This is a genomic window from Mycolicibacterium neoaurum, from assembly GCF_036946495.1.
GTDB classification, from domain to species: Bacteria; Actinomycetota; Actinomycetes; order Mycobacteriales; family Mycobacteriaceae; genus Mycobacterium; species Mycobacterium neoaurum_B.
Genome location: NZ_JAQIIX010000002.1, coordinates 1,978,512 through 2,003,586, shown reverse-complemented (window position 1 = coordinate 2,003,586; position 25,075 = coordinate 1,978,512). Strand labels below are relative to the sequence as shown.

General features: G+C 66.2%; 24 protein-coding genes. 10 read left to right on the top strand and 14 right to left on the bottom strand.

What is annotated here, in order from left to right:
- The first annotated feature begins 86 nt into the window (after positions 1–86).
- Entirely contained in the window at positions 87–920 is an 834-nt protein-coding gene (locus PGN27_RS14925) for an NmrA family NAD(P)-binding protein (protein WP_335326809.1), read from the top strand.
- Positions 917–1,336, top strand: coding sequence for a pyridoxamine 5'-phosphate oxidase family protein (locus PGN27_RS14920; protein WP_335326808.1), 420 nt, complete (start codon positions 917–919; stop codon positions 1,334–1,336). The genes PGN27_RS14925 and PGN27_RS14920 overlap by 4 nt, the downstream gene beginning before the upstream one ends.
- Here PGN27_RS14920 and PGN27_RS14915 read toward each other — a convergent pair.
- The 4 genes from PGN27_RS14915 to PGN27_RS14900 all read right to left on the bottom strand — a co-directional run bounded on the left by PGN27_RS14915 (position 1,333) and on the right by PGN27_RS14900 (position 5,905).
- Entirely contained in the window at positions 1,333–2,457 is a 1,125-nt protein-coding gene (locus PGN27_RS14915) for an RES family NAD+ phosphorylase (RefSeq protein WP_335326807.1), read from the bottom strand. The two genes, PGN27_RS14920 and PGN27_RS14915, sit on opposite strands and share 4 nt — an antisense overlap.
- 26 nt (positions 2,458–2,483) lie before the next feature.
- A complete protein-coding gene (locus PGN27_RS14910; protein ID WP_335326806.1) occupies positions 2,484–3,488 on the bottom strand; it encodes a glycoside hydrolase family 6 protein in 1,005 nt (334 codons plus the stop codon).
- Positions 3,489–3,707: 219 nt separating this feature from the next.
- Positions 3,708–5,330 carry a DUF222 domain-containing protein gene (locus PGN27_RS14905; protein ID WP_335326805.1) on the bottom strand — a complete coding sequence of 541 codons (1,623 nt, stop codon included), beginning with the start codon at positions 5,328–5,330 and terminating at the stop codon, positions 3,708–3,710.
- 29 nt (positions 5,331–5,359) lie between these two features.
- Complete coding sequence (locus PGN27_RS14900) at positions 5,360–5,905, bottom strand: sigma-70 family RNA polymerase sigma factor (protein ID WP_335326804.1); 546 nt, start codon at positions 5,903–5,905, stop codon at positions 5,360–5,362.
- 580 nt (positions 5,906–6,485) lie between these two features.
- Between PGN27_RS14900 and PGN27_RS14895 the strand changes: the two genes are divergently transcribed.
- Positions 6,486–7,601: a cellulase family glycosylhydrolase gene (locus tag PGN27_RS14895; RefSeq protein WP_335326803.1), complete on the top strand. Its 1,116-nt coding sequence runs from the start codon at positions 6,486–6,488 to the stop codon at positions 7,599–7,601.
- 27 nt (positions 7,602–7,628) lie between these two features.
- Here PGN27_RS14895 and abc-f read toward each other — a convergent pair whose 3' ends face one another.
- Both abc-f and PGN27_RS14885 read right to left on the bottom strand, forming a co-directional pair.
- On the bottom strand, positions 7,629–9,272 hold the full coding sequence (gene abc-f / locus PGN27_RS14890; protein ID WP_335326802.1) for a ribosomal protection-like ABC-F family protein: 1,644 nt from the start codon (positions 9,270–9,272) through the stop codon (positions 7,629–7,631).
- The gene (locus tag PGN27_RS14885; RefSeq protein ID WP_335326801.1) at positions 9,269–9,472 is read right to left on the bottom strand and encodes a zinc-ribbon domain-containing protein; all 204 of its coding nucleotides are present in this window, start codon (positions 9,470–9,472) and stop codon (positions 9,269–9,271) included. Before PGN27_RS14885 ends, abc-f begins: the two co-directional genes overlap by 4 nt.
- Positions 9,473–9,540: 68 nt before the next feature.
- Here PGN27_RS14885 and PGN27_RS14880 point away from each other — a divergent pair, with 68 nt between their 5' ends.
- On the top strand, positions 9,541–9,999 hold the full coding sequence (locus PGN27_RS14880) for a GNAT family N-acetyltransferase (RefSeq protein ID WP_335326800.1): 459 nt from the start codon (positions 9,541–9,543) through the stop codon (positions 9,997–9,999).
- A gap of 125 nt (positions 10,000–10,124) precedes the next feature.
- Positions 10,125–11,150, top strand: coding sequence for a fused (3R)-hydroxyacyl-ACP dehydratase subunits HadA/HadB (locus PGN27_RS14875; RefSeq protein ID WP_335326799.1), 1,026 nt, complete (start codon positions 10,125–10,127; stop codon positions 11,148–11,150).
- 2 nt (positions 11,151–11,152) lie between these two features.
- Here the strand turns inward: PGN27_RS14875 and ilvA are convergent, their stop codons facing one another.
- Positions 11,153–12,376, bottom strand: a complete 1,224-nt coding sequence (gene ilvA / locus PGN27_RS14870) for a threonine ammonia-lyase (protein ID WP_418888602.1) — start codon at positions 12,374–12,376, stop codon at positions 11,153–11,155.
- A gap of 11 nt (positions 12,377–12,387) precedes the next feature.
- Positions 12,388–15,261 carry a hypothetical protein gene (locus PGN27_RS14865; protein WP_335326797.1) on the bottom strand — a complete coding sequence of 958 codons (2,874 nt, stop codon included), beginning with the start codon at positions 15,259–15,261 and terminating at the stop codon, positions 12,388–12,390.
- Positions 15,262–15,720: 459 nt separating this feature from the next.
- Between PGN27_RS14865 and PGN27_RS14860 the strand changes: the two genes are divergently transcribed.
- The gene (locus PGN27_RS14860) at positions 15,721–16,098 is read left to right on the top strand and encodes a heme-binding protein (protein WP_335326796.1); all 378 of its coding nucleotides are present in this window, start codon (positions 15,721–15,723) and stop codon (positions 16,096–16,098) included.
- Between the two features lie 174 nt (positions 16,099–16,272).
- Here PGN27_RS14860 and PGN27_RS14855 read toward each other — a convergent pair whose 3' ends face one another.
- Positions 16,273–16,530 (bottom strand): hypothetical protein, encoded by a 258-nt coding sequence (locus PGN27_RS14855; protein ID WP_335326795.1) that lies wholly within the window; start codon positions 16,528–16,530, stop codon positions 16,273–16,275.
- A 71-nt stretch (positions 16,531–16,601) separates the two neighbouring features.
- Positions 16,602–18,038 carry an MFS transporter gene (locus tag PGN27_RS14850; protein WP_335326794.1) on the bottom strand — a complete coding sequence of 479 codons (1,437 nt, stop codon included), beginning with the start codon at positions 18,036–18,038 and terminating at the stop codon, positions 16,602–16,604.
- Between the two features lie 114 nt (positions 18,039–18,152).
- On the opposite strand from PGN27_RS14850, the gene PGN27_RS14845 reads away from it, so the two are divergent.
- Together PGN27_RS14845 and PGN27_RS14840 are read left to right on the top strand one after the other, a co-directional pair.
- The gene (locus PGN27_RS14845; protein ID WP_335326793.1) at positions 18,153–18,728 is read left to right on the top strand and encodes a TetR family transcriptional regulator; all 576 of its coding nucleotides are present in this window, start codon (positions 18,153–18,155) and stop codon (positions 18,726–18,728) included.
- Between the two features lie 81 nt (positions 18,729–18,809).
- Entirely contained in the window at positions 18,810–20,447 is a 1,638-nt protein-coding gene (locus PGN27_RS14840; protein WP_335326792.1) for a cation:proton antiporter domain-containing protein, read from the top strand.
- Between the two features lie 48 nt (positions 20,448–20,495).
- Here the strand turns inward: PGN27_RS14840 and PGN27_RS14835 are convergent, their stop codons facing one another.
- A complete protein-coding gene (locus PGN27_RS14835) occupies positions 20,496–20,867 on the bottom strand; it encodes a heme-binding protein (RefSeq protein WP_335326791.1) in 372 nt (123 codons plus the stop codon).
- 175 nt (positions 20,868–21,042) lie between these two features.
- Between PGN27_RS14835 and PGN27_RS14830 the strand changes: the two genes are divergently transcribed.
- Positions 21,043–21,291 carry a hypothetical protein gene (locus PGN27_RS14830; RefSeq protein ID WP_335326790.1) on the top strand — a complete coding sequence of 83 codons (249 nt, stop codon included), beginning with the start codon at positions 21,043–21,045 and terminating at the stop codon, positions 21,289–21,291.
- A gap of 160 nt (positions 21,292–21,451) precedes the next feature.
- Here the strand turns inward: PGN27_RS14830 and PGN27_RS14825 are convergent, their stop codons facing one another.
- Positions 21,452–21,664 carry a hypothetical protein gene (locus PGN27_RS14825; protein ID WP_335326789.1) on the bottom strand — a complete coding sequence of 71 codons (213 nt, stop codon included), beginning with the start codon at positions 21,662–21,664 and terminating at the stop codon, positions 21,452–21,454.
- Between the two features lie 76 nt (positions 21,665–21,740).
- Positions 21,741–23,162, bottom strand: a complete 1,422-nt coding sequence (locus PGN27_RS14820; RefSeq protein WP_335326788.1) for a serine hydrolase domain-containing protein — start codon at positions 23,160–23,162, stop codon at positions 21,741–21,743.
- Positions 23,163–23,289: 127 nt separating this feature from the next.
- Between PGN27_RS14820 and PGN27_RS14815 the strand changes: the two genes are divergently transcribed.
- The gene (locus PGN27_RS14815; RefSeq protein WP_335326787.1) at positions 23,290–23,886 is read left to right on the top strand and encodes a TetR/AcrR family transcriptional regulator; all 597 of its coding nucleotides are present in this window, start codon (positions 23,290–23,292) and stop codon (positions 23,884–23,886) included.
- Here PGN27_RS14815 and PGN27_RS14810 read toward each other — a convergent pair.
- Positions 23,883–24,980, bottom strand: a complete 1,098-nt coding sequence (locus PGN27_RS14810; protein WP_335326786.1) for a glutamate--cysteine ligase — start codon at positions 24,978–24,980, stop codon at positions 23,883–23,885. The genes PGN27_RS14815 and PGN27_RS14810 overlap by 4 nt on opposite strands.
- Positions 24,981–25,075: the final 95 nt, after the last annotated feature.

Here is a 25,075-nt window from a genome sequence, read left to right as displayed (position 1 = left end):
CCATCATAGGCGGCATAGAGGTTTGGACATGAAATCCGGCCTTTCACCCATGGAATCGTCCACACCTGCGCGGTTGACTATCTGCCATGAGCAACGACACGATCCTCGTACTCGGCGCCACCGGCAAGACCGGGCGCCGTCTCCTGCCGCGGTTACGACTGCTGGGTGTGCCGGTTCGGGCCGCCTCGCGATCCAGCGGCACACGTTTCGACTGGTCGGCACCCGACACCTGGGACGACGCGTTGGCCGACGTGGGTGCGATCTATCTCGTCGCGCCGCCATGGCCCGGACCGGCGGCCGACTTCCTCACCCGCGCTGAGGCGGCCGGGGTGCACCGGGTGACGGTGCTGTCCGGTCGCGGCGCCGACCTGTGGGGCGAGTCCGCCTTCGGACTGGATATGCGGTCCGCCGAGGCCGCCGCGCGAAGTTCCTCGCTGGAATGGACCATCCTGCGGCCCAACAATTTCGCGCAGAATTTCGACGAGGACCTGTTCCTGGCACCACTCCGGGCGGGCGAATTGCTGCTACCTGCCGGTGACGTACCCGAACCGTTCATCGACGTCGAGGACGTCGCCGACATCGCGGCGCGCGTGCTGACCGAACCCGGCCATGCCGGCAAGGTCTACGAGTTGAGCGGACCGGAGCCGATGACCTTCGCCGCAGCCACCGAATTGATCTCGCGGGCAACAGGTCTGCCGATCGCGTACAAGCAGGTGACCACCGACGAGTACGTCGCGAGGCTCGTGGAGTCCGGCACCGACGAACAGACCGCCGAGCATGTGGCGGCCATGTTCACCCTGATGGCCGATGGCGGGATCGCCGACACCACCGATGGGGTGGCCGCAGTGCTCGGACGCGAACCACGCGGTTTCACCGAGTACGTGACGCGTGCGGCCGCGGCGGGGGCGTGGGACCGATGAGCACCCTGACCCGAGAAGACATCGTCCTGCTGCGCCGACCGCTCTACGGATTCCTCACTGTCGCAGGCGGTCCCGACCCCGCGCAGCCACGACCGGTCTGGTATGAGTACACCGATGACGGCATGATCCAGCTGTTCACCGATGCCCGCTCGGTCAAGGTCCGCCGATTGCGGCGGGACGCCCGCGCCTCGCTCGTGGTCACCGCACCGGTCGGCGAGCGGGAACACTGGGTGTCGTTGGCAGGCAGCGTGGACATCCACCCCGATGGTGCGGCCGAGCTGGCGGCGAGACTGGCGGCCCGCTACTGGGATCTCCAGGATCCGGTCCGAGCCCAGGAACTGGCGGCGATGCAGTCGATCGAGCTGTTGCGCCTGGTCATCCACCCCGACACGATCGGCCGGTACGCAATGGGTTAGCGGGCGACCGTCACGACGCGGCTCACCTGGAGGGTGGCGGGATCCATCCGGAGCCGGGTGTGTTCGGTTTCGGCATCGACGTCGGCGCAGCGGTCCGGCCCGACGAAGATGGCGACGTTGTTACCCGGCCCCTGTGCGCTGGGAAACATCAGGCCGTCCACCTGGTCGGGGAAAGCGAAGCGGAAATACTCGGTGAAGACCTGTGTGGGTACGTAGTCGATGTGTTCGCGGCCGTCGAGTTCCACCGGCAGCGTGATGTCGTGGATGAACATCCGCAGGAAGCGCAGCACATAGAACTCTTGACGGGCGGAGATGTCGAAAATACTGGGCACCGCAGGCAGATTCGTGAGGTCGATGAGCCGCAGTTGCCGAGTCGGTGTGAACTCGGCGGTGGTCACGTACCGAAAGGCGGCGTGCGCACCGGCCTCGGCGATGGCGGTGGCACGATCGGTCGCCCCGTAGAAGATGCTGATGCCCGCCGGACTCATCCGATTGGCGGCCGCCCGTTCCGGCGGGGGCGGGCCGAGATCGGCGGCGTGGTGCCAAGAGGCGGCCTCGTCGTGCGATATCGCCATCCGCGCCCGGAACAGCGGTGCGGGGCAGGGTACCGGCCAGACCGACGGGTGATGTTCCCCGAGATCGGAGACCGCTTCGAGCACCTGGCCCGCGGTCATCTCGTCGGAATCGCCGGTCGAGCGGGTGGCGAAGAAGTACCTCATCTCGTGTTTCACGATGTGTTTGAACGCATCCCAGCTGTAGATCAGCTGCTCGATTCCCCTCCCGCTGCGGTGCTCCCGGTGCATCCAGCCGGGGGTCACATCCAGCACTTCGACCAGGTCGTCGACGAGGCGCGGGTGCGAAATACCTGCTGCGGTAGAGATTTCGACGGCGACCTCACGCGCCGCGACGGCATCACCCGGCACGGTGTGGGGCTGGTAGTACACCCCGACGCCGACCAGCAGCGCCTCCACGAAGACCGGCCAGGTGACGGCGAACGGCTCTTCACCGGTTCCGTCGCAGTAGCTGCAGTGGGTTTCGGAGACGCCGGAGCGGATGTGGGCGCGCAGGAAGTCCTCGTCCACATGCGCCGAGCACACCGCCCGGCGATCGGCCGTCTCCACCTCGCCGACTATAGGGCGAGACGCGGCTACTTTCCGGCGTTGCGGGCCAGGTCGATGGCGTACTGGTTCACGAAGGTCCCGGCGCTGGGCTCACCGCGGTCACACGAACCGTCGGATTCCCCGACCCGTTTGACCCACAGGTAGGCGTCGATCTTCGGGTTGGCGGTGGCGGTCGTCGGCGGCACACCCAGCGCGCGCCCGGGCGGGTTGCACCAACTCAGCGGGCTGTCCGGCGCCGGACCGTTCCCGTTGCGGGAGGTGTCGATGACGTAGTGGGCGCCGTTGGTCATCCCCGAGATGGCCTCGCCGTAGCCGATCTGTTCCTCGGTGGTGAAGTAGTTCGTGGTGTTCAGGCTGAACCCACGCGCACGCTCGATGCCGACCTGGTTGAGCCGGTTGGCCATCTCGCCCGCGTCGACCCACCGGGAGTGTCCGGCATCGATGTAGACCGCGGCCGCGGGATCCCGGGTCAGGGTGTCCACCGCGTACCGGATGAGGTCGAAACGCTCCTGGCGTTGATCGCCGGACAGGCAGTCCGCCATCGCGAGCGCATCCGGCTCCACGATGATGGCGGCCGGGGCGCCGCCGAGCCCCGCGGAAATGGCGTCGATCCACTGGCGGTATCCGTCGCCGGAGCCGAACCCACCGGCGGCGAAGCTGTAGCAGTCACGGTGCGGCAGCGCGTAGATCGCGAGCACCGGTGTGGCCCCGGCGCCCTGTGCGGCACCCACGAGCTTGCTGACCGTTCCCGACACTGTCGATGCGGGGAAGGCCTGGTCCAGCCAGTAGGCCTGCGGGGTGTTGGCCACATAGTCGAGCTGCGGGTTGCCCGGTGACGCCTGTGCGGCCCGCATCGCCTTGGAGATGGGGTCGACATAGAAGGGCCTACCGGCAAGCGGGTTGGCCTCGCCGGCCAACCGCACCTGGGGCGTGGAGACGACGGGGAGGCCGACACCGACGATGGCGGCTATCGCGGCGAGGGCGAGAAAGGGGGCAAGCCACCGCGCGGCGGTGCCAGCAGCAGAGGACATCACAACCACAAAAGTTAGTGCGGCTCGGTGTCGAAGGCCAATCGCTCACGCCCTGGTCACGGGTCATTTCACGCCATGGCAAACTCCCAGCAGGCGACTTGGGGCGACATCACGTGGCAGTCCCGGGCCGTACCGCGCCGGTCAGCAACACATCGGCGTCAATTTGCCGGTAATCACAGCAGCACCACAGGTTTCAGCACGACGCCGCCGCTCGCGTGGTCACGGGCCGCGGAGCCCGGTGCTGCCGCGCTCGTGGTCGGTGGCGGCCCAGCTCCAGAAGTCGGCATCTTCGGTGATTCTGCGGAACTGGACGAGGACCTGCTCATCGGACAGCTCGTCATCGTCCGGGTAGGCATCGATGAAGGCCAGGTCGTCGCGCTCGACGCTGCCGAACTGCCCCGTGTCATCAGTGAGGAAGTCACCGACTCGGATGTCGTCAATCCTTCTGTCGGGTGAGCTGCACCGTGCGGATTGCGCACCCCGGATGAGCAGTTCGGGTCGATGGAAGTAGTTGATGCGAGATTGTCCGTGATCCAACGCCACCGGGGGATGCCATTCGCATTCGTTGCGACCGTTGAACATGGTGGTGTAGCCACCCGGGCGCACCATGCGGTTGTCACACCCGCATGCCAGGGTCAGATCGTCGACGTTCGTATAACCACCCTCGGCGAAATCACGGTCTCCATGGTGGACCTGGCAGCGGTACGCCCCGGCCGTGCAGCACGGTTTGGTGCAGCCGCCGTCGCGAGCGATCAGCATGATCCGCTGGGCCGGACTGGCGGTGCGCCGGGCTCGGAAATAGTTCAACGCGGCACCGGTGGCCCCATCGAAGATCGCCAGGTAGTGGTTCGCGTGCCCGCCCATGCGAATGACGTCGCGGATCGGGAGTGTCGTGCCACCGCCGGATACACCGACCCCGGCGCGGGATTCCAAGTCCTGCAACGTGGTGCGGATGATGACCGACACGGGTAGTCCGTTGAGTTGGCCCAGATCCGTCATCAACGCGATCCGTCCGACCGCGATCATCGCGTCATGGGTGCGTTGGGCGACGGTGCGGTGATCATTGTCGATCTGAGCCTGAGTGGGCGTACCGCTGGTGCACGGCTGTTCATCGTCGGGGTTACACATGCCCGGCGCGGCGAAGCGCGCCAGCAGCGGTTCCCACACCGCGGCCGCTTCCGGGGTCAGTGATCCGGTGATCACGGCCATGCCGTCGCGACGTTGCGCCCCGATTGCGACACCTCGGCTGCGTTGGCGTTCGGCGTCATCGGGAAGGGGCCCGTCCTGATCGAGTAGGAACAGTTTCAGGGCGGCGGCGTCCTTGAGTTCCTTCGGACCTACCCCGACCGCCAATTCCACCAAGTCGGCTTCGAACGTCTGTCGTTCGGCGAGACCGACGAACCCGGGCAGGTCGGCCATGGCGTCGCGCAGCACCCTGACATGCTCGGCGGTGATCAATCCGCCGGCCTGCGCAGCCGCCACCACGGGAAGGAGCGGGGGCAGGGGCTCACCGGTCAACGCGCGGCGGGGCCCCAACACCGCGGCCTCGTGCAGACGCCGGCCCGCTTCGGCGGACGACAGACGCCACCGGATCCGCAGCACGGCGTTCCAGGATTTGGCGCCCATCTCCCTTGCGCTCGTCTCCTGCTGCAGTTGGTTCAGCAGCCGATGCCCTTGGGCAGGTAGTCGGCAGGTCAGCGTCTCGTACTCGTCGATCAGCGTGACCAACTCATCACCTGACAACGCACCGAGGTCGCGATCGGCGAACGCATCGAGGGCGGCCCGCAGACCCGCCATCGCTGCCATCACCTCCGCCGCCGCCGTCATGATACGAACATACATTCGACCACTGACAAGTACCGCGGACGGACTCAGGCGGCCACCGCTGTCGGCGCGGCCAATGCCGCGCGCAGCAGGGTGCGGCCTCGGTGCAATCGGGAGAGCACCGTTCCCATGGGCGTGTGCATCATCTCGGCGATCTCACGACAGGAGTAGCCGTCAATGGCCGCGTAGCAGAGCACCTCGCGGAACTGCTCGGGCAACCCGGCCAGCGCCGACGCCACCGAGTCGTCGGGCACGAACGCCAGCACCTCCGCCTCTGCAGATCTCACGGCCTCTGCAGACCTCACCCGGCGCGCCGCCCCCACCGTGGAAACGTCATCGCAGAGAAACTCCGGGCGCCGCACGCTCTTGCGGTAATTGCCGATATGGGTGTTCGTCATGATCCGAAACAACCAAGCCCGCAGATTCGTGCCGGGTTCGAATGCCTCGAATCCGGCGAACGCCTTGAGCAGCGTCTCCTGCAACAGCTCCTCGGCATCGGCACGATTGCGCGCCAACCGGAGTGCGCCGCGGTGCAACACATCCAGGTGGTCGCGCACATCGTGATCGAAAGTGTCGGCAAGATCGGCATCCATCGCGGGCTCCTCGGCAGTCGAAGCTGGTGATGCCTGCAATCGTGTCGCGCAGCAGGTTCGGTGTCTGCACTGCTGACGCCAATGGCCGACGACGGCCACCGGTAGTCCTCACTACCCGCTAGCGGTACCGTCTCGACCGCACCGCCGGGTGACTCAGGGCGGCGAACGGTCTCGGTACACCAACAGCGCGGTCTCGGTTACATGACGTTATCTGCAATATCGACAACGTAATTCGCCCATTCGAGGCGCGTTTCGGGCACACCGGGAACCGTGCATGAGTTTACCCCTGAACCCGCGGGCACATTTTGACATATCGGACAATTCTGCCCCCGCTGAGTTAGTTGCGTTTGAAACTAGCTGGGACGGGCCGCACTTCCGCGGCCAACCACGCCATCTCCGATCGACAGTCGTCCACCGGAGTGACCACCTTCGCTTTTGCTGGGCACTGCCGGCCACAGACCGAAGCGGCGACCCATGGCCGAACATCGGACCCAAAACCCGCACTGCAGGAATGCTGTTGCGCCGCTTACATTGATCGCCGTCACAGCTTGTTCCGCTCCGGACTGCCAGAGAGGCCGTCATGCTGTCTCCATCGTTCCACCGCGTCGCACGCTGCGCACAAATCATCGCACTGATCGCGGCCGTGCTGTGCGCAACTGCGGTGCAGGTACCCATCTCACACGCCGCGACGCCGTCGCGGATCGACGCCTCGGCACGCGCGCTCGGCATCGCGGAGTCGAATCTCTACTTCATGTCACCGGACGAATTGGCCACCGCAATAGAGGCTTTCGACGTCATGGGAGTCACCCAGATTCGGATCTTCCTGCCATGGCGCGCCATGGAGCCGGCTCGGGGTACCTACAACTGGACGATATCCGACCGAATACTCGACGCCGCGGCCGACAAGGGAATCGCGGTGGTCGGCGCGGTGACGAGTACCCCGATCTGGGCCGCTGACAACGGATTCTGGCTGCCGAATGCCGCCCCGCGTGACCCCGCCGATTACGCGGCCTTCATGACGCAGGTGGCGATGCGTTACGGTGCGGGCAGCGCCCGGCCCCGCATCGCCGCCTACGAGATCTGGAACGAGCCCAACGCGAACATCGGTTGGTCGCCGGAACCCGATGCCGCCGGTTACACGACTCTGCTCAAAGCGGCCTATTCCGCGATCAAGACCGTCGAGCCCGGCGCACTGATCATCGGCGGTGTCCTCGGCGCGGGGCTCAGCTTCGGGACTTGGACCATCAATCCGGTCGATTACCTGACCCAGATGTACGCCCATGGCGCACGCGGCTACTTCGACGCATTGTCCTTCCACCCGTACAACTTCTCCAGTAGCTTCTCCGACGGGATGCCGTACGCGAATACCCCGTACCGGCAGTATCTTTCGATGCGGCAGTTGATGGACCAAGCCGGTGACACCGACAAGCTGATCTGGACCACTGAATACGGTGTGCCGACCTCTGCGGTGGACCCGGCGACACAGGCAGCCTGGATCATCGATTTCGCCGATACCTGGTCCCAACTACCCGGTGTCGGGCCGATGTTCATCTATTCGCTGTCGGACCGTCCGAACGAGACACCGTGGGGAATCTACGACACCAACTGGGTGGCCAAGCCCGCGGTCTCGGCCATCCACGACTGGATCGCCGAGCACAGCGGCGGGTCCGTGCTGAGGCAGCTCAGCGGGGGCTGATCCGATCCGGACGGCAGCGGTCGGCTGTCACGGCGTCGACTCGCTGACCTGACCGTCGCGGACCGTCCAACGCCGATCGAGGCGCACATTCTGCAACATGCGCCTGTCGTGAGTGACCAGCAGCAACGTCCCGTCATATCCATCCAGCGCGTGCTCCAGCTGCTCGATGGCGGGCAGGTCGAGATGGTTCGTCGGTTCGTCGAGCACCAGCACATTGGTGCCGCGTGCCTGGAGCAACGCCATCCCGGCGCGCGTCCGCTCCCCAGGGGAGAGGTCATCCACCTCGCGCTCGACATGGTCGGCCCGCAGGCCGAACTTGGCCAACAGCGTGCGCACATCGGCGGTGGGCCAGTCCGGTACGTGCTCCTCGAAACGGTCAACCAAGCGTCCGGGACCGCTGAATTCGGTTCGGGCCTGGTCGATCTCGCCGATCGCCACACTGGCACCCATACTCACCCTTCCGCTGTCGGGTGCTCGGCGACCGAGCAGCAATCGTAAAAGTGTCGACTTTCCCGCGCCGTTGGGGCCGGTGATGCCGATCCGATCGCCCGCGCTGACCTGTAGCGATACCGGACCGAACAGGAAGTCACCCTGCCGCACAGCGACATCGTCCAGCGTCGCGACCACCGAGCTGGAACGCGGTGCGGCACCGATGCTGAACTGCAGCGACCACTCCTTGCGCGGCTCCTCGACCTCTTCCAGACGGGCGATCCGGCTCTCCATCTGTCGGACCTTCTGCGCCTGCTTCTCACTGGATTCCGTCTGCGCCCGGCGGCGATTCTTGTCATTGTCCGGAGCTTTGCGCATCGCGTTACGCACACCCTGGCTCGACCACTCCCGCTGAGTCCGCGCCCGCGCCACCAGATCGGCTTTTCGATCGGCGAATTCCTCGTACTCTTCGCGGCGATGCCTGCGCGCGACCGCACGCTCTTCGAGATAGCTCTGGTAGCCACCGCCGTAGACCGTGGTCCGGTTCTGCGCGATATCGAGCTCCAACACGCGGGTCACCGTGCGCGTCAGGAACTCCCGATCGTGGCTTACCAGCACGACCCCGCCACGCAGATCCCGCACGAACTGTTCGAGGCGGTCCAAACCGTCGAGGTCGAGATCGTTGGTGGGCTCGTCGAGCAAGACGATGTCGAACCGGGACAGCATGAGTGCCGCCAGCCCGACTCGGGCGGCCTGGCCACCCGAGAGAGCGGTCATGAGCGTGGCGTCCGGCTCGACGTCCAGTGCCAGATCGGCCAAGACCACCGGTAGGCGTTCCTCCAGATCGGCCGCGCCGGTGGCCAGCCAGTGGTCGAGCGCCGTGCCGTAGGCATCCGCGGCGACATCGGACTCCGAAAGTCTCTCCGCCGCAGCCTCCATGGCGGCGGTTGCGGCCGTGCATCCGGTCCGCCGCGCGATATAGGCCGCGACGCTCTCCCCGGCGATGCGTTCGTGCTCCTGCGGTAACCAGCCGACAAACGCGTCGGCGGGTGCGCGGCTGACGGTGCCCTCCAGGGGTGCCAGATCTCCGGCGAGTATCCGCATCAGGGTGCTCTTGCCCGCACCGTTGGCCCCGACGACACCGAGCACATCGCCTGGGCTCACAGTCACGTTCACGTTCTCGAACAACGTCCGGTGCGCGTATCCGCCGGCCACGTCCTTGACCACCAACGTGGCGGTCATGCGGGCACACTCGCACCGCAGATATCGCACGTCTCGAACTGCGTGCGCCCCCAGCGCGCGATCGGGACGAAGAACAGGGTGAACTGCCGGTACCGACGTACCAGCGACCATGCCGTGGTGTTGTGACAGCGTGGGCAGGTCCGGACGCCGGCCTCGCCGAGCAGCTTCTGTTTGGTGCCGAAGCCGAAGATGAAGAGCACGGCCCCAGCCTAGAGATCGTCTCCTCGGCGCTGCCACGGCCGGATTGCCACCATTAGATTGCCTCAGCATGAGCAGTTCGATCCGCGCGGCGACGACAGACGATATCGCCGCCGTCGAAGAGATCGTCGCGCTCGCCTACCGTCCCTATATCGCGCGCATCGGCCGAGCTCCCGCACCGATGACCGCCGACTACCACGCGCTGCTGCCGCATACCCACGTCCTGGTCGACAACGACGTCGTCTCAGGCGTGCTGGTCTCGATCCCCGCGGTCGATCATCTGCTGGTCGACAACGTCGCCGTCGATCCACGCCGGCACGGGCGCGGATTCGGTCGTCTACTGCTCGACCACGCCGAACAACAGGCGCGTCGCCGCGGTCTGCCGCAGGTGCGGCTCTACACCAACGCAGCCATGACCGAGAACCTGAGTCTCTACCCGCGTCTGGGCTACACCGAGGTCGGTCGCGGCACCGAGGACGGATTCGACCGGGTGTTCTTCAGCAAGGACGTCGCCGGCCCGAAGTTGTGATCGGTAGGCCCCCCGGGCCGGTGAACTCGCTTCGTCGATCCCCGCATTCCGGCGCCCCAGTCATTCCGCGTTAGGGTGCTGGAGTCAACTTCGGCAAATTTGCAGATAGAAGATGTGAGCCCCACATGACCGCAGCAGCAGAAGCGTCGGCACTCCAGGAACGGGTCGGCCACTACTACCAGATGGACGGTACCTATCTGGTGGGCCGGGAAAAGATCCGCGAGTTCGCACGCGCGGTGCAGGACAAGCACCCCGCGCATTGGGACCTCGATGCCGCGCGCGCACTCGGTTATCCCGGGCTGGTCGCGCCGATGACCTTCACATCGGCTCCCGCCATGGCCTGCAATCAGCGCATGTTCGAGCAGATCGTGGTCGGCTACGACATGTATCTGCAGACCGAGGAGGTCTTCGAGCAGCACCGCCCGATCGTCGAGGGTGACGAACTGACCATCGATGTCGAACTGACCTCGGTGCGCCACGTCGCGGGCCGTGACCTCGTCACCGTCACCAACACCTTCACCGACGCCGCGGGCGAGGTGGTGCACACCCTGCACACCACGGTCATGGGTATCGGCGCCGAGGAGGTCGACCCGGCCATCCGGCCCGCGGTGCAGGGCGTGATGATGCACGGCATCAACATGCTCGGCGCCGAGGACTCCGGGGCACCGTATGTGAAATCGGTCCGGCCGGAGGGCGCGGTGACCATCGCCGACGGCAGTTCCCGGACGCCTACGTCACGGTCATTCGCCGAGGTGGGTGTCGGCGACGCGTTACCGACGCAGCAGGCGCGCCTGTCGCGAGGGGACCTGGTCAACTACGCGGGCGTGGCCGGTGATGCCAACCCCCTGCACTGGGACGAGAACATCGCCAGACTCGCCGGCCAGGACGATGTGCTGGCGCACGGAATGCTCACCATGGGCCTTGGCAACAGCTTCGGTTCGGCGTGGTCCGGTGACCCGGGTGCGGCGACCCGTTATGCGGTCCGGCTCTCCCAGCCGGCGATCGTGCCCGCTACCGGCACCGAGATCGAGTTCACCGGAAAGATCAAATCGCTGGACCCCGAGACGCGCAGCGGCGTGGTGCTGGTGGGAGCGAAGTCCGGCGGCCGCAAGATCTTCGGTCTGGCGACGATCAACGTACGGTTCAGCTGAGTTCAGGGCTCGTCGACGACGGCCCGCACACCGGCCTCGGCGAGTGCGGCCAGCACGGCTTCACGATGAGCGCTGCCCCGGGTCTCCACGGTCAACATCACCTCCACCTCGTCGAGTCCCAATGTCGGAGCCGTCCGGCGATGGACGACGTCGAGCACGCTGGCCCCACTGGCGCTGACGACACCGAGCAATCCGCTCAGCCCGCCCGGCCGGTCGGGGATCACGGCCTTGACGACCAGATACCGGCCGGCGGACCGCAGCCCGTGGTTCATCACATGGGTCAGGACCAGTGGATCGATGTTGCCGCCGGACAGTACGGCGCACACCGGTCCGCGGACCTGCGATGTGCTGGTCATCAGCGCGGCAACCGCGGCGGCCCCGGCCGGTTCGACCAGCAGTTTGGCGCGCTCGAGGCACAGCAGCAGTGCTTCCGACAGCGCCTCTTCCGACACCGTCACCACCGAGTCGACGAGCTCGCGCACATGGGTGAACGGCACCTGCCCCGGTAGCGGAACCGCGATCCCGTCGGCCATCGTCGACATCGACTGCACCCGAACCGGTTCACCGCGCCCCAGCGATAACGGCCAGGCCGCCGCACCGGAGGCCTGCACGCCGATGACACGGACCCCCGGCGCCAGATGGTGCATCGCCGCGGCAATGCCCGCCACCAAGCCACCACCGCCGGTCGGTACCAGAATCGTTGCCACGTCTGGTATCTGGCGCAGTATCTCCAACCCGACGCTGGCCTGTCCCGCGACGATGTCGAGGTGGTCGAAAGGGTGGATCAGCACCGCCCCGGTCTCGGCGGAGAACTCGGCCGCCGCGTCGAGGGCGTCAGCCAGGGTTGCCCCGACCAGTTGGACCCGACCGCCGTAGGCCTTGGTGGCGACCACCTTCGGGAGCGCGGCGTTCTCGGGCATGAAGACCGTCGACTCGATGTCCAACTCCGTGGCCGCCCAGGCCACCCCTTGGGCGTGATTACCCGCGCTGGCCGCCACCACGCCACGTGCGCGTTGCTCGTGATCGAGATTGGCGATGCGGTTGTAGGCGCCCCGCGGCTTGAACGAGCCGGTGCGTTGCAGGTTCTCGCATTTCAGCCACACCTGCTGGCCGGTGCGGTCGGACAACACCCGCGATGCGATGACCGGGGTCTCCCGGATCACCGGGGCCAACAGCTCGGCCGCCGCGGTGATCTGCTCGAGAGTTATCAGCGCCGGGTTCACCACCCCATCGTTGGCTACCAGACCGACAAGGTCAACGATCCTGCCGCGCTGTTCACCCCGTCGGTATCGGTCGCGACGATCAGGATCGTGCGGGTCGTCCACGCTCCCTGGGTGGCGGTGAAGGTGACCGCCTTGAGGGCATCTTCGTACTGCTGCTTGGTCGCAATGCCCGTGAGGGTCAGCGTCCTGCTCGCGGCGTCGTAGCTCGCGGTCACCGGGTTGTCCGGCAGTCCCGCGTACGTCAGGGTGTCCCCGTCCTTGCCGAACGTCGTGACGCGCACGGTCACTTTCTGCAAGTGACTGGAATCCGCGTCAACGATGGAGACCGCCGCGATGGGATTCACCGGTGAGTTGCCGATGGTGTACGAGCGGCCGCCGATCGGGGTGACCAACGGCACCAACCGCGTCGGTGAGGACACCCCCACGGTCACGAATGCCGGTGCGATGTTCTCGATACCGTGCTCGTCGGTCGCCGAGATGGTCAGACCACGCACCAGCGCCGCACCCTGGGTGGCACTGAACGTCACCGCCTTGAGCGCCTCCTCATACTGAGCCAGCGTCCCCTCACCCACCAACGTCAACGTCCGCGCATTCGCATCCCACGTTGCAGTCACCGGATTACCCGACGGCGCAACATAACCCAACACATCACCGCTTTGACCCAACGTCGCGATCTTCACCACAACCTTGGACAACTTGCCCGAATCACCATCGACGATATCCACCGCCGAGACAATCTTCGACGGATTACCACCGATGGTGAAACCACCACCGGCAATCGGAGTCACCAGCGGCGGAAGGGTCGGGGCGGCTGAGACGTTCACAGTCACGAAGCCCGGCGCGATGTTCTCGACACCGTCGGAATCGGTCGCCGAGATGGTCAGACCACGCACCAGCGCCGCACCCTGGGTGGCACTGAACGTCACCGCCTTGAGCGCCTCCTCATACTGAGCCAGCGTCCCCTCACCCACCAACGTCAACGTCCGCGCATTCGCATCCCACGTTGCAGTCACCGGATTACCCGACGGCGCAACATAACCCAACACATCACCGCTTTGACCCAACGTCGCGATCTTCACCACGACCTTGGACAACTTGCCCGAATCACCATCGACGATATCCACCGCCGACACGATCTTCGACGGATTACCACCGATGGTGAAACCACCACCGGCAATCGGAGTCACCAGCGGCGGAAGGGCAGACGCGGGCCACACCGCCACGGTGACGAAACCCGGTGCGATATTGGGGATATCGTCGGAATCGGTTGCCGAGATCGTGATTCCGCGTACCAGCAGCGCGCCCTCGGTCGCCGAGAACTTCACCGCCTTGATCGCCGCCTCGTATTCGGCGAGAGTCCCCGTGCCCTCCAGCGTCAGGGTCAAGGTGTCGGGATCCCAGGTCCCGAGGATGGGGCTGTCGGTGGGGGCCGTATAGGAGAGTGTGTCACCGGTTTGCGCCAAGGTGGCGATCTTGATGACGACCCGCTTGAGGCTGGTCGAATCACCGTCGACGATGTCGACCGTGGAGACGATATGGGTGGGCTCTTCACCCAGCTTGTAGCCGCCGCCCACGATCGGGGTCACCAACGGCGGCGCCTGATAGACCGGATCGACGGTGACCGGCACGGTGACCGTCAGGTTGTCGGCCTCGGCGATTCCGAGGAATCGGGTGACCTGCTCGACGAGGGTCTGAATCTGGCCGAGCACGCCGGGCAGGTGCTCGGAATCGTCGCGCACGACGATCTGGAAGCTGTCGACCAGCGGTTGGCCGGTCACCAGCGCGTACGGGGTGTAGACGAACTTCCCGCTGATGAGATCGCGGTACACCCAGCCCTTCTCGGGTTGGATGATGTCGTAGGTCAAGATGTCACCGTTGGGGTCGGTGGCATTGAGGTCGATGTAGACCTGGCCGAGGACGTTCTGTTCGTAGACGATGGGCCCGGCCACCGGCGTCCGGTTGACGAAGGTGTGGCTGATCTGCCGCGCGACCCAGGCCATCATCGTGTTCACCAGCACATCAAGTGGTGACAGCGGGTTCGCCGATTCGTTGGCGGTGGCGGTGGCGGCGTACATCTTGGGTGTATCGGTGCCACCGGACACGGCGGAATCCCGCACCGACGGCGCCGGGGCCACCTCGGTGCCCGGGGCCTGCGCGCTCGGATCCTGCGCGGGCGGCGCCTGCCCGGACCCCTCCGGAACCGTCTCGGGAATCGACTCCTCGGCATCCGCTTCCGTGGTGATCTGCCCCGCGGGGGTGGTGACCACCGATGCCGGTTCGACAGATGCGACCGGCGGCCGCGACTTGCGACCGGAATCGGTCTCGGCGTCGGTGGTGCTGACCGGTTCGGCGGGATCGACGATGACCGCTACGGGTTCGTCGGTGTCATCGATCTCGGTGTCGTCTATTTCGGTATCGACGCGGCCGGGATCGATCGCGGCGTCGTCGTCGGCACTGGACCCGGCCCCGTCCTTGTCGTCGTCCTTGTCGTCGTCCTTGTCACCGTCCTGTCCTGCGGATGCACCGCCGGTCGGTGTGTGCGCGGAGTCGGTCTCGCGGTCCCGATCGAGGCCGGACGCGGACGCCGAGCCCGCGGTCGGGGAGTTCTTCGAGTCGTTGGGGGACGCGTCATTGCCACTGTCGGACCGCGACGGCGACTCGGTACCGGTGTCGGCATACGCGGGCTGGGCGGCCCCGGCGATGGCGAACCCGACGCCGAGGGACACCGCGAGCGCGCCGACGCGGCCGATGTGCAGTGCATACGCAGACGGCGACTTGCGGGCGTGGCGCGCCTGGCCTGAGACATCACCGGACTCCAGGAGCCCGCTGGCCTGCCAGGTCGACTGGTCGGTTCGGGTGACGCGGTGGCGGGCCGGGGCTGCGCACATAGAAGTTCTCTCCAACACTCTGTTCCATGCCCCCGTGTCCGTCGAGATCGCGCGCGGCTCCCCTGCGCCCGCGATCCCGTGATGCCGTCGGCCGAACTTTGATGTACCAGGCGTTGTTCGGCCTCCCAGACTGTAAGGGTGATTCCGATACCGAAGTAGCGTTATGACCAACAAAATTTGCGTCTGCAACTATTTGGCTACGCGGTCGCGGAGCATACTCTCAGCAATCCGACAGGAAGCCGTCTGTCAGCAAATAGTCACATACGTCAAATTCGTCGCAAACCGCGGCCTTGGCAGGCGCTCCTACCGACCCGTCCCTCGTCGCCGTCCAGCCCGACGAAGGTGACCGGAGTGAGCCCAAGTCGAGAAACTGCACCGAAAATCTGATTAGCTGTGAAGGTCAGCACCACACTGGCGCGTCGTCACGTCCCGACCACGGATCTATAAAGGAGCCGATCAATGTTGCTCAATGCCCGTCGTGCGGTAGTCGGAATCTTAGGAGCCGGCGCGGTCACCGGCGCGGCCCTGCTCGGTGCCGCCCCGTCGGCATTCGCCGAGCCCGTCCCGCCGCCGAACTGCACGGCGGCCGACCTGGCGGGCGTGCAATCCGGTGTGTCGGCGGCGACGTCGGCCTATCTGTTCACCCGTCCTCAGGTGAACGAATTCTTCACCAGCCTGCACGGTCTGCCGCACGACCAGATCGAGCAGAAGGTCAACGACTACTTCAATGCCAACCCGCAGATCGGCGCGGAGCTGAAGAACATCCGCAAGCCGTTGCAGGACGTCCGCCTTCGTTGCGGCGACGTCGACGGCGACGGGGACGTCGATATTCTCTGAGCTGCAGCCGATCCCGTCATAGCACACCGCCCGACGGGGGCACCGAACGCCGAAACCCGGATGAGCGCCCTACGCGCCATTCGGGTTTCGGCGTTTCGGTCGAGGTCCACCCAACGAAAAGGCGAGCGCCGGCACCCGCATGACGCGGATGCCGGCGCTCGCCGAAAACTGAGGTCAGAGAATCCCGATGCCCCCATAGCCGCCGTAGCCCCAGGGCCACATGCCCCACTGGGTCTCGCCGAGCTGGCCCGGCGAGCTGGTGATCTGAGCGTTGCCAGGGGTCTGGCACACGGTGCTGGATCCGGACACGATGCTGCCTGCCTGCGAGCAGCTGGGGCTCTCCTCGGCTGCGGCCAGCGGTGCGGCCATGATTGCGCCGACAGCACCTGCGCCGGCGAGCAGTGCAACGACGGTCAAACGTGACGTGATCACAAGGGTCCTTTCATCGGATGGACGAAAGCCTACAGCTAATCGGCAGGAACCGGGGCTGTGTACAACAAGGTTCATTCATCGGTGACCGGCCGGGACCGCGGAATGAACACCGCGATCACCGTGCACAGCACTGCGGCACCGAGGCCGAATAGGAAGGCCGCGTGGAATCCCGCGGCGCTCGGAACCGGCACACCCTGCACCGCCACCGCCGAGCGGGTGAGCACCGCGGCGATCACCGCCGCGGCAGTGGCCGTTCCGAGCGAGCGCATCAACGTGTTCAACCCGTTGGCCGCACCGGTTTCCGATGCCGGGACCGCACGCATGATCAGCGTCGGCATCGCGGCATAACCGAGGCCGATTCCTATGCCGATGAGGATGTTGATGACGAGGATGTGCGCGGCATGCAGTTCGGCGAGCACCGCCACCACATAACCGGAGCCCATGATCGCCGCACCGGCGATCAGCAGCGGCTTGGGTCCCCACAGCGCGATCAGTCGACCGGAGATAGGGGACATCGCCAGCATCGCCAGACCTGCCGGCATCAGGTACAGGCTCGCCTGCAGCAGCGGCATTCCCAATCCGCCCGCTTCGACCGGCAGCTCGAGGAGTTGGGGAAAGGCGATCTGAGAGGAGAACAAGGCAAAGCCCATGGCGATCGAGGCCAGATTTGTCAGCAGGACCGGGGCGCGGGCACTGACCCGCAGATCCACCAACGGTTCCCGGACCCGCAGCTCCAGCCATCCCCAGATCAGCAGGACGATCAGGCCGCCGACCATGCACCCCATGGTCAGCGCAGATGTCCATCCCCATTGGTTTCCTTGCGAAATGGCCAGCAGCACACCGGACAACCCGATCGCCAACCCGAGAATGCCGACGCCGTCGACCCGGCCGCCTGCCCGAATTCCGCTCGCGGGCACCAGGGTCCACATCAGGGTGGAGGCGATCGCGCCCAGACCGGCGGCGAGCCAGAACAGCACATGCCAGTCGAAATGCTCGGTGACGAAAGCACTGATCGGCAGCCCGAGCGCGCCGCCGACACCGAGTGTGGCGCTGACCAGGGCGATGCCCGAGCCGAGCCGGTCGGCGGTGAGGGTATCGCGCAGGATGGCGATACCGAGCGGGATGACTCCCATGCCGACACCCTGGAGTCCCCTTCCGACGATCAGCGGGACCACTGTCGAGGACAGCGCTGCGACGACGGAACCGAGCATGAGGACACCGAGCAGGCTCAGCGCGATGCGGCGCTTGCCGTACATATCGCCGAGCTTCCCGGAGATCGGCGTGCAGATGGCGGCGACCAACAGGGTGATGGTGATGACCCACGCGGTCTGGCCGCTGGATGCGTCGAGCAGCTGCGGGAGCTCACCCTGGATCGGGATGAGGATGGTCTGGGTGAAGGCCGCCGTCATCCCGGCGAAGGCCAGCGCCCCGACAACCCGACCGCTGCACACATCGGCCGCCGGCGGCTCGGGCGGGGTACTCACCGCTGCCCGGGTATCGACTGTCATCAACATCCTCCCTCGCCTGGCCCGAGTCACGCTACCGTCGCGTGAGACTGAGTATCAAATTAAAGCTGCGGTTTCTCTTCTGATATTCCGGATCAGTTGCGTTAGTCTTGCCCCATGGCCGCCGGAGTACGGGAGCGCGCACGTCTAGCCCTGCGCACCGAGATTGCGCAGGCGATGAGCGAGTTGTTCGCCCGGCGGGGGTTCGATGCGGTGACGGTCGAAGAGGCCGCCGGTGAGGTCGGCATCTCCCGGGCCACGTTCTTCCGCTATTTCGGGTCCAAGGAGGATGCCGTCCTCGCGGCCATCGAGGCGTCCTCGATCGACTACGTCGCGGTCCTGCAGGATCTCCCACCGCGGACCGACGAAACGCCATGGCAGTTGATGCAGCGCGCCTTCGTCGACGCATTGACCCACATCGACGAGCACTCTGAGCTGGAGCGCTCGCGGGTGCGGATGATCAACTCCATCGTGTCACTGCGCACCCGGATGGCTCAGCGCCGCTTCGCCTACGAAGACGCCCTCACCCCGGTGCTGGCCGCCCGCATCGACACGCCCGAGGCCGCCCGACCGGTCATCGTCGCGGCCCTGGCCTGCCTCGATCTCGCATGGCGCCGGTGGGCGGCGGGTGAGGCGCGCACCATGGCCGAATCCGTCGCCACGGTGTTCGCCCACCTCGGTTCGGCACCGTAACCGGTGAGAGATCTGCGGCCGTTGCCGCGATACTGAGGGCTCGCCACACCCGACGAGCCTTCCGGAGGACCCGAGCCGCCCATGACGACCGTTGCCATCTACCTCGTCGTGACGTTCGGGCTCGGCGGACTCGCCATGGCGGTCCGACTCCCCCCACTGGTCGGATTCCTGGCAGCCGGCTTCGTCATCAATGCCCTGGATGTCGAGCACATCCCGCAGTTGGAAATCCTGGCTGACCTGGGCGTCACCCTGCTGCTGTTCGCCATCGGACTCAAACTCGACGTGCGGATCCTGCTCCGGCGCGAGGTGTGGCTGACGACATCGGTGCACATGCTCATCAGCGTCGTGTTCGGCGGTGCCGCACTGTGGCTGGCGGCGGTCGCCGGGATGTCCATGCTGACCGGGCAGAGTGTGCAGACCATTGCGCTGCTGGCCTTCGCGCTGTCCTTCTCCAGCACCGTCTTCGTGGTGAAGGTGCTGGAGGAGCGGGGCGAATCGCACGCGCTGTACGGCCGCGTCGCGATCGGAATCCTGGTCATGCAGGACATCGTCGCGGTGGTGTTCCTGACCGCGACCAGTGGCCACCTGCCCAGCCCATGGGCTCTGGCACTGGTCGGTCTGTGGCCCCTGACCCGCGTGCTGCGCAAGGTCTGGACCAGGCTCGGACACGGCGAGATGCAGTCGCTGTTCGGCATCGTGATGGCTTTCGTCCCCGGTTACGCGCTGTTCTCGGCCGTCGGCCTCAAGGGTGACCTCGGCGCGTTGATCATCGGAGTCCTGCTGGCATCGCATTCGGCATCCTCGGAGCTGGCCCGTTCGCTGTTCCACATCAAGGAACTTCTGTTGGTCGGCTTCTTCGTGTCGATCGGGTTGACCGGACTGCCCGATCTCCCGACCATCGGCGTCGCGGTGCTCATGGTGCTGCTGCTGCCGTTCAAGGCCGGGTGGTACGTCGTCCTGCTGTCACTGATGCGGCTGCGGCACCGCACCTCGCTGCTGGCAGGGCTGAGCCTGATGAACTACTCCGAGTTCGGCCTCATCGTGGTCTCGGTCGGCGTCTCGGCAGGCATGCTGGCGCCCGCCTGGCTGGTCGAGATGTCCATCGCGGTGGCATTGAGCTTCGTGGTCTCGGCCTTGGTGAACGGTCGCGGACACCTGATGGTGGAGAAGATCGCCGCCCGGCTGCCCGCCCAGGACGAACAGAAACTGCAGCCCGAGGAACGGCCTGTCGATGCCGGCGACGCCGAGGTCGTCGTGATCGGTATGGGCCGCGTCGGGTTCGCGGCGTATCAACGCCTCACCGATCACTACGGTTTGCGGGTCGTCGGCGTGGATTACGACGGACGCCGCATCCAGCGGCTCGCCGAGGACGGGCTGCGGGTCGTCGAGGGTGATGCCACCGATCTGGATTTCTGGCACCGGCTACGGCATTCCGAATCGGCCCGCATCGCCATCCTGGCGATGCCCCGGCATGGCGCCAACGTCACCGCACTGGACTGTCTGCGCGAATCGGGTTTCAGCGGCACCGTCGCCGCGGTGGCCCGCTACGACGACGAGGTGGCGTGGGCCAAGGAACAGGGTGTCGAGATCGCCTTCAACGTCTACGCCGGCGCCGGACTGGAGCTTGCCGATCAGGTTGGCGGTGGCCCCGTTCCGGCGACGGTCGATCCAGATCTCGACCCCGAACCCGAAGCCGTCGAGGACCCGAAGCCGCGCTGAAGCCGTGCCGCATTCCGACAGTGCACGTCAGCCTGGCCGGTTCGTCGGCTAGAGGATGTCCACGACACCGTCGCCGTTGGTATCTCCGCATCGAATCTTGGCTTCCTGCAGTGGTTTACGTATCCCTTTGAGCTCAGCAGCCATCTGCGGGTTCGCTGCGAAGAAGGCATCGACCTTTGCCTGCTTCTGATTATCGGGCAACGGATGCAGACTGGTGAAGAACTCGTTGGCCTGTTGATGGGTGAACAGGTAGGCCGAAGTCGAAGCAGACACCCCGGCCGCTATGCCGGCGAGGTCCGCCGCGGTGCAGTGGTCGGGCGCCCGCGGAGGCTCGGCGATTGCCGGCGGGGCTGCCGCCACACCAGCAATGGCCGCAGCACCCAAGGCTCCGATCACAAGACGGCGCGTGGCATTCAACATTGTTGCCTCCTATCACAATTGACGACTTCTCAGCGCTACTGTAGGCCACGGTGGTCAATCTCAAACCTGGCAGATGACTGCAGGATTCCTTCGCACACGCTGGCTGATTTCACTAGGTGCCGCGGCGGTCGCTATCGCTACTTATGATCGCTGCACCGAGGAAAGGTTACGAGATATGAACGCCCGCTTGGCCATCGCCGCTCTGCTCACCGCGACCGGCATCTGTGGACCCGTCTTGGCCGCACCATTGGCTGCAGCAGACGAGCCCGAGACACCATCCTGCACCAACGCCGGCAACATAGTCTCCGGCTCGTCGACGGTATGCCAGAGCCCCGGTGACGCTCAGCTCACCAGTTCCCCGGGCGAGCTGGGTGAGACCCAGTTCGGAATGTGGCCCTGGAGCGGAGGTATCGGAATACTCTGAACCGCCGGAACAGCACGCTTCTGTGCAGACCGGGCCTCTCCGCCGCGCTGCCCGATCGCTCTGATTTCTCTGGTAGCCGGGCAGATTCGGCGCTGGTCGCCACATACAGTGAGGGCGCCCGCAATGCGGGCGCCCTCACTGTATGTGCTGTGTTGAAGTATCAGTGCCGGACGGAGGTGTCGACCTGAGGCACCTTCACCGTGGGGTACAACTGGTTGAACCACGGGTAATAGTCGTTGTTGTCCGGGTAGTAGATCCCGTCGGTCTGCGGCACCATGTCGATGGGCGCTTGCGCCTGTGCGGGACCGGCCAGCCCGACGACTGCTGCGGTGAATGCCCCGGCGATCATGCCCGCCAATCCGATCTTCTTCATCGGTCTCGCCTCTTTCTTGTGACTGCTGTTCCGATATCCGCTTCAACAGCACCCCCCGTCGGTTTGATTCCCGCCCTCAGCCATAGAGATGCAGGACACGTGCCGCCTCGGTGGCGACCCGGCCGGCCAGCGAGCCGATGGGTGGGCCGCCCGGCTGGTGGATGGCGTTGGCCAGAACGACGATGTAGGTGTCCGACGCGGGATCGATCCACAGTGAGGTACCCGTGAAGCCGGTGTGGCCGAAACCGCCGACGGGCAGCAGCGACCCGCGCGGTGCAGAATGCGCGGTGTCGACATCCCAGCCGAGGGCGCGCACATTTCCGTCGGGCAGCTCCTGGCCACGCGTCATGAGTTCCGCCGACGCCCGTGTCAGCGGGAACGGACTGGGACGGCCGGCCAGCCGGTCGAGCAGGGCTTGGGCGAACCGGCCGACATCGGTCGCGGTGGTGAAAACTCCTGCACTGCCCGTCGCACCGCCCATCCGGCGAGCGGTCGGGTCGTGGACGGTACCGCGCAGCAGATGGCCGAAATCGGGATTGCGCCCCGGGCTGTCCCCATCGTGCGAGGTCGGTGCGATACGCCCAAGCAGGTCGGTCGACCAGGCCCCCGGCGCACACCGGACGGTCCGCGGAGCGTCCGGTTCCGGCACCACCGCACCGCCTCTGACACCGCGCGGCCCACAGGCTTTAGCAAGAGGCAGATAGCGGGTATCGGCCATGCCCAGCGGTGCGAACACCGCAGCAGCGGCCTGTTCGTCGATATCGCGACCGGTCAACGTCTCCACGATCGCGCCGAGCAGGATGAAACCGATATCCGAGTAGTGGAAGCCCAGTCCCGGTTCACCCACCACCCACGCGCCCTGAGCGCGGCGGAGGCCCTCGGCCTTGTCCGGCTTCTCCAGCCCCCAGGGACCATCCAGGCTCAGGTCTCCCGCGATACCCGAGGAGTGGTTGAGCAGCATCCGCACGGTGACCAACGCGCGACGCGGATCACCGGCCGGGTTGAACCCGGGGAGATAGGTCTGCACCGGTTCGTCGAGGTCCACCATGCCCCGCTCGTGCAATTGCATCACGGCCGTCGCGGTGGCCAGGCTCTTCGTCAGGGAGGCCAGATCGAAAAGAGTGTCGATGGTCATCGGCTCCGCAGGACCCGGTGCCCCGTCCAGTCCCGGTTCGCCGGCCAGCTTGCGGACGCCGAAGGTGCTGCGGAAGACCACGGCACCGCCGTGTCCCACCTGAACCACCGCGCCCGGCAGTCGGTGCTCGGCGATCGCCTCCTCGACCGCTCCGCCCAGTGCGGCGAAGGCGGCGGGCACGACGGGTGCAGGTGGCACGGTGGGCGCAGGCGAACCGGGGGCAGATGGGACCGAGGAGGGCATGTCGGCCGACCGCGGGTGATCGGGGTGCGCACAGGCGGGCACTGCCACAATGGCGCCCACCACGGCGGACACGATGCCGACGGCGCCCATCACGCGGCAGAGCCGGACACGGTTCGCCATCGGTGGACCACGACCTGTCGGTAACGGTTGAGGCAGAGTCGACGACCCCTCGACGCCGACTGCTGCACGTAGCATCATAAACGATTACGTACACAATTGAGACATGCGGAGTGCGGGGGGATGCACAGTGGCTGCCAAGTTGCCGCCGGGACGGCACCGCCTCACGCGCGAGGAAGTCGCCGCCGACCAGCGCCGGCGGATGATCGCCGCACTCGGTGAGGTGTTGCAGGACAAGGGTTTTGCGGGCACCACCGTCACCGATATCTCCGAGCGGGCCCGGGTCTCCAAACAGACCTTCTACGAGCACTACGACAGCAAGCAGGCCTGCTTCCTCGATGCCTACGCGCGCATACACGACCGGGTCAGCCTCGCCGCAGGCACGCTGCCGGAGAAAGCGACCGCCCTGGACGTGTTCAGCGCTGTCCTGACCAATTATCTGGACACCCTGGCCCGCGACCCGGCCATGGCGCGCGTCTACCTCGTCGAGGTCTACGCGGCAGGCCCGGAGGCCCTGCACGCGCGGATGCAGTTGCAGCAGCGGACGGTCGACAGCGTCCAGGAGGTGTTCGGGATCGACGACGAGCAGGGTCGGTTCGCCTGCCGGGCGCTCGTCGCGGCGATCGCGTCGCTGGCGACCCACGAATTGGCCGACAGCGACTCCGGTGACGTCCGGTCACTGCACGCGCCACTGGTCGCACTGGCCGCACGACTGTTCGGCACCTAACAACCCTCGACGGTCGCCACGGCCGCCTCATCGAGCACATCGGCGACCTGCCCGCGCCGGCGCCACGCGGCCTGCTGGCGCATGGCACCGTTGCCGTCGCGGTAGACGCGTTCGAGCTCCTCGACCACGAACCCGTGGTCGCCGACGGTGCGCAGGGCAGGCGTGATGTGATCGACGAACGACCTGAGCAGGTCGATCGCGGGGGCGCACCCGTGTCCGGCGAGATCGACCGCCTCGCCGGCCAGCCCGTCGTGCGCGGACCGCCAGTACGCGGCGTTCAGCGCGTGAGTGTCCCACTGCGCCAGAGGTTTTCCGCGTTCGTTCTCGTCGAGGGCGGTCATCACGGCGGCTCGGATCAACGCGGCGAGCAACACCGTCTCGGCGACCGTCGCCGGCACGTCGGCCACCCGCACCTCGACGGTGGGGAAATTCGCCGATGGCCTGACATCCCAATAGACCATCCCGTCATCGAGCATCGCGCCCGATTCCACCATCATCTGCACCGCACCGTCGTAGTCATCGGCCGATGCGAAGTACGGGGTCGGTCCGGCGCTGGGCCAACGTGACCACAGGATGTGACGCCAACTCGCATGCCCACTGTCGGCGTTGCGATAGATGGCCGAATTGGCTGTCAGGCCCAGCAGCAACGGCAGCCAGGGACGCAACCTGTTGCTCACCCGGATCGCGGCGTCACGATCCGGAACCGCCACGTGCACATGGCAACCGCTGATGCCCTGCTCCCGGGCGATCATCCCGAACCGGGAGGCGATCTGCCGGTATCGCGGCGTATCGGTGACCGGGAAGTGTTCGGGCAGTGTCGGCGGCAAACCCACGGCCAGCAGCCGGGCCCCGGCGACGTCGGCCGCATCGGCAGCCACCCGTCTCAGCCTGCGCAACTGTGCCGACAACTGCGCGGGACTGTCACAGACCTCGGTGGCGGTCTCGACCTGGCAGCTGGTCAGTTCGAGTTGTAGGTCGACACCGCGGCGCTCGGCGTGCTCGGCGACCTCTCGGTTGACCGGCAGCGGTGCCCCCGAGCGCGGATCTATCAGGAGGAACTCCTCCTCGACGCCAAATGTTGGATGACTGGTCATGGTGAGACCTCAGGTGCCCTCGAACCGGCGAAGGGAAACACGGACTACGGGTTTTCCGTGGTCCGTGTGCACCGCTGCGGATGTCACTGTCGAGG

Bases quoted from the DNA above. Each gene is read 5' to 3' on its own strand.
- PGN27_RS14925 (WP_335326809.1), top strand. From the start codon at position 87: ATGAGCAACGACACGATCCTCGTACTCGGCGCCACCGGCAAGACCGGG.
- PGN27_RS14920 (WP_335326808.1), top strand. From the start codon at position 917: ATGAGCACCCTGACCCGAGAAGACATCGTCCTGCTGCGCCGACCGCTC.
- PGN27_RS14910 (WP_335326806.1), bottom strand. From the start codon at position 3,488: ATGTCCTCTGCTGCTGGCACCGCCGCGCGGTGGCTTGCCCCCTTTCTC.
- PGN27_RS14905 (WP_335326805.1), bottom strand. From the start codon at position 5,330: ATGTATGTTCGTATCATGACGGCGGCGGCGGAGGTGATGGCAGCGATG.
- PGN27_RS14900 (WP_335326804.1), bottom strand. From the start codon at position 5,905: ATGGATGCCGATCTTGCCGACACTTTCGATCACGATGTGCGCGACCAC.
- PGN27_RS14895 (WP_335326803.1), top strand. From the start codon at position 6,486: ATGCTGTCTCCATCGTTCCACCGCGTCGCACGCTGCGCACAAATCATC.
- abc-f (WP_335326802.1), bottom strand. From the start codon at position 9,272: ATGACCGCCACGTTGGTGGTCAAGGACGTGGCCGGCGGATACGCGCAC.
- PGN27_RS14880 (WP_335326800.1), top strand. From the start codon at position 9,541: ATGAGCAGTTCGATCCGCGCGGCGACGACAGACGATATCGCCGCCGTC.
- PGN27_RS14875 (WP_335326799.1), top strand. From the start codon at position 10,125: ATGACCGCAGCAGCAGAAGCGTCGGCACTCCAGGAACGGGTCGGCCAC.
- PGN27_RS14865 (WP_335326797.1), bottom strand. From the start codon at position 15,261: ATGTGCGCAGCCCCGGCCCGCCACCGCGTCACCCGAACCGACCAGTCG.
- PGN27_RS14860 (WP_335326796.1), top strand. From the start codon at position 15,721: ATGTTGCTCAATGCCCGTCGTGCGGTAGTCGGAATCTTAGGAGCCGGC.
- PGN27_RS14850 (WP_335326794.1), bottom strand. From the start codon at position 18,038: ATGACAGTCGATACCCGGGCAGCGGTGAGTACCCCGCCCGAGCCGCCG.
- PGN27_RS14845 (WP_335326793.1), top strand. From the start codon at position 18,153: ATGGCCGCCGGAGTACGGGAGCGCGCACGTCTAGCCCTGCGCACCGAG.
- PGN27_RS14840 (WP_335326792.1), top strand. From the start codon at position 18,810: ATGACGACCGTTGCCATCTACCTCGTCGTGACGTTCGGGCTCGGCGGA.
- PGN27_RS14835 (WP_335326791.1), bottom strand. From the start codon at position 20,867: ATGTTGAATGCCACGCGCCGTCTTGTGATCGGAGCCTTGGGTGCTGCG.
- PGN27_RS14830 (WP_335326790.1), top strand. From the start codon at position 21,043: ATGAACGCCCGCTTGGCCATCGCCGCTCTGCTCACCGCGACCGGCATC.
- PGN27_RS14825 (WP_335326789.1), bottom strand. From the start codon at position 21,664: ATGAAGAAGATCGGATTGGCGGGCATGATCGCCGGGGCATTCACCGCA.
- PGN27_RS14820 (WP_335326788.1), bottom strand. From the start codon at position 23,162: ATGGCGAACCGTGTCCGGCTCTGCCGCGTGATGGGCGCCGTCGGCATC.
- PGN27_RS14810 (WP_335326786.1), bottom strand. From the start codon at position 24,980: ATGACCAGTCATCCAACATTTGGCGTCGAGGAGGAGTTCCTCCTGATA.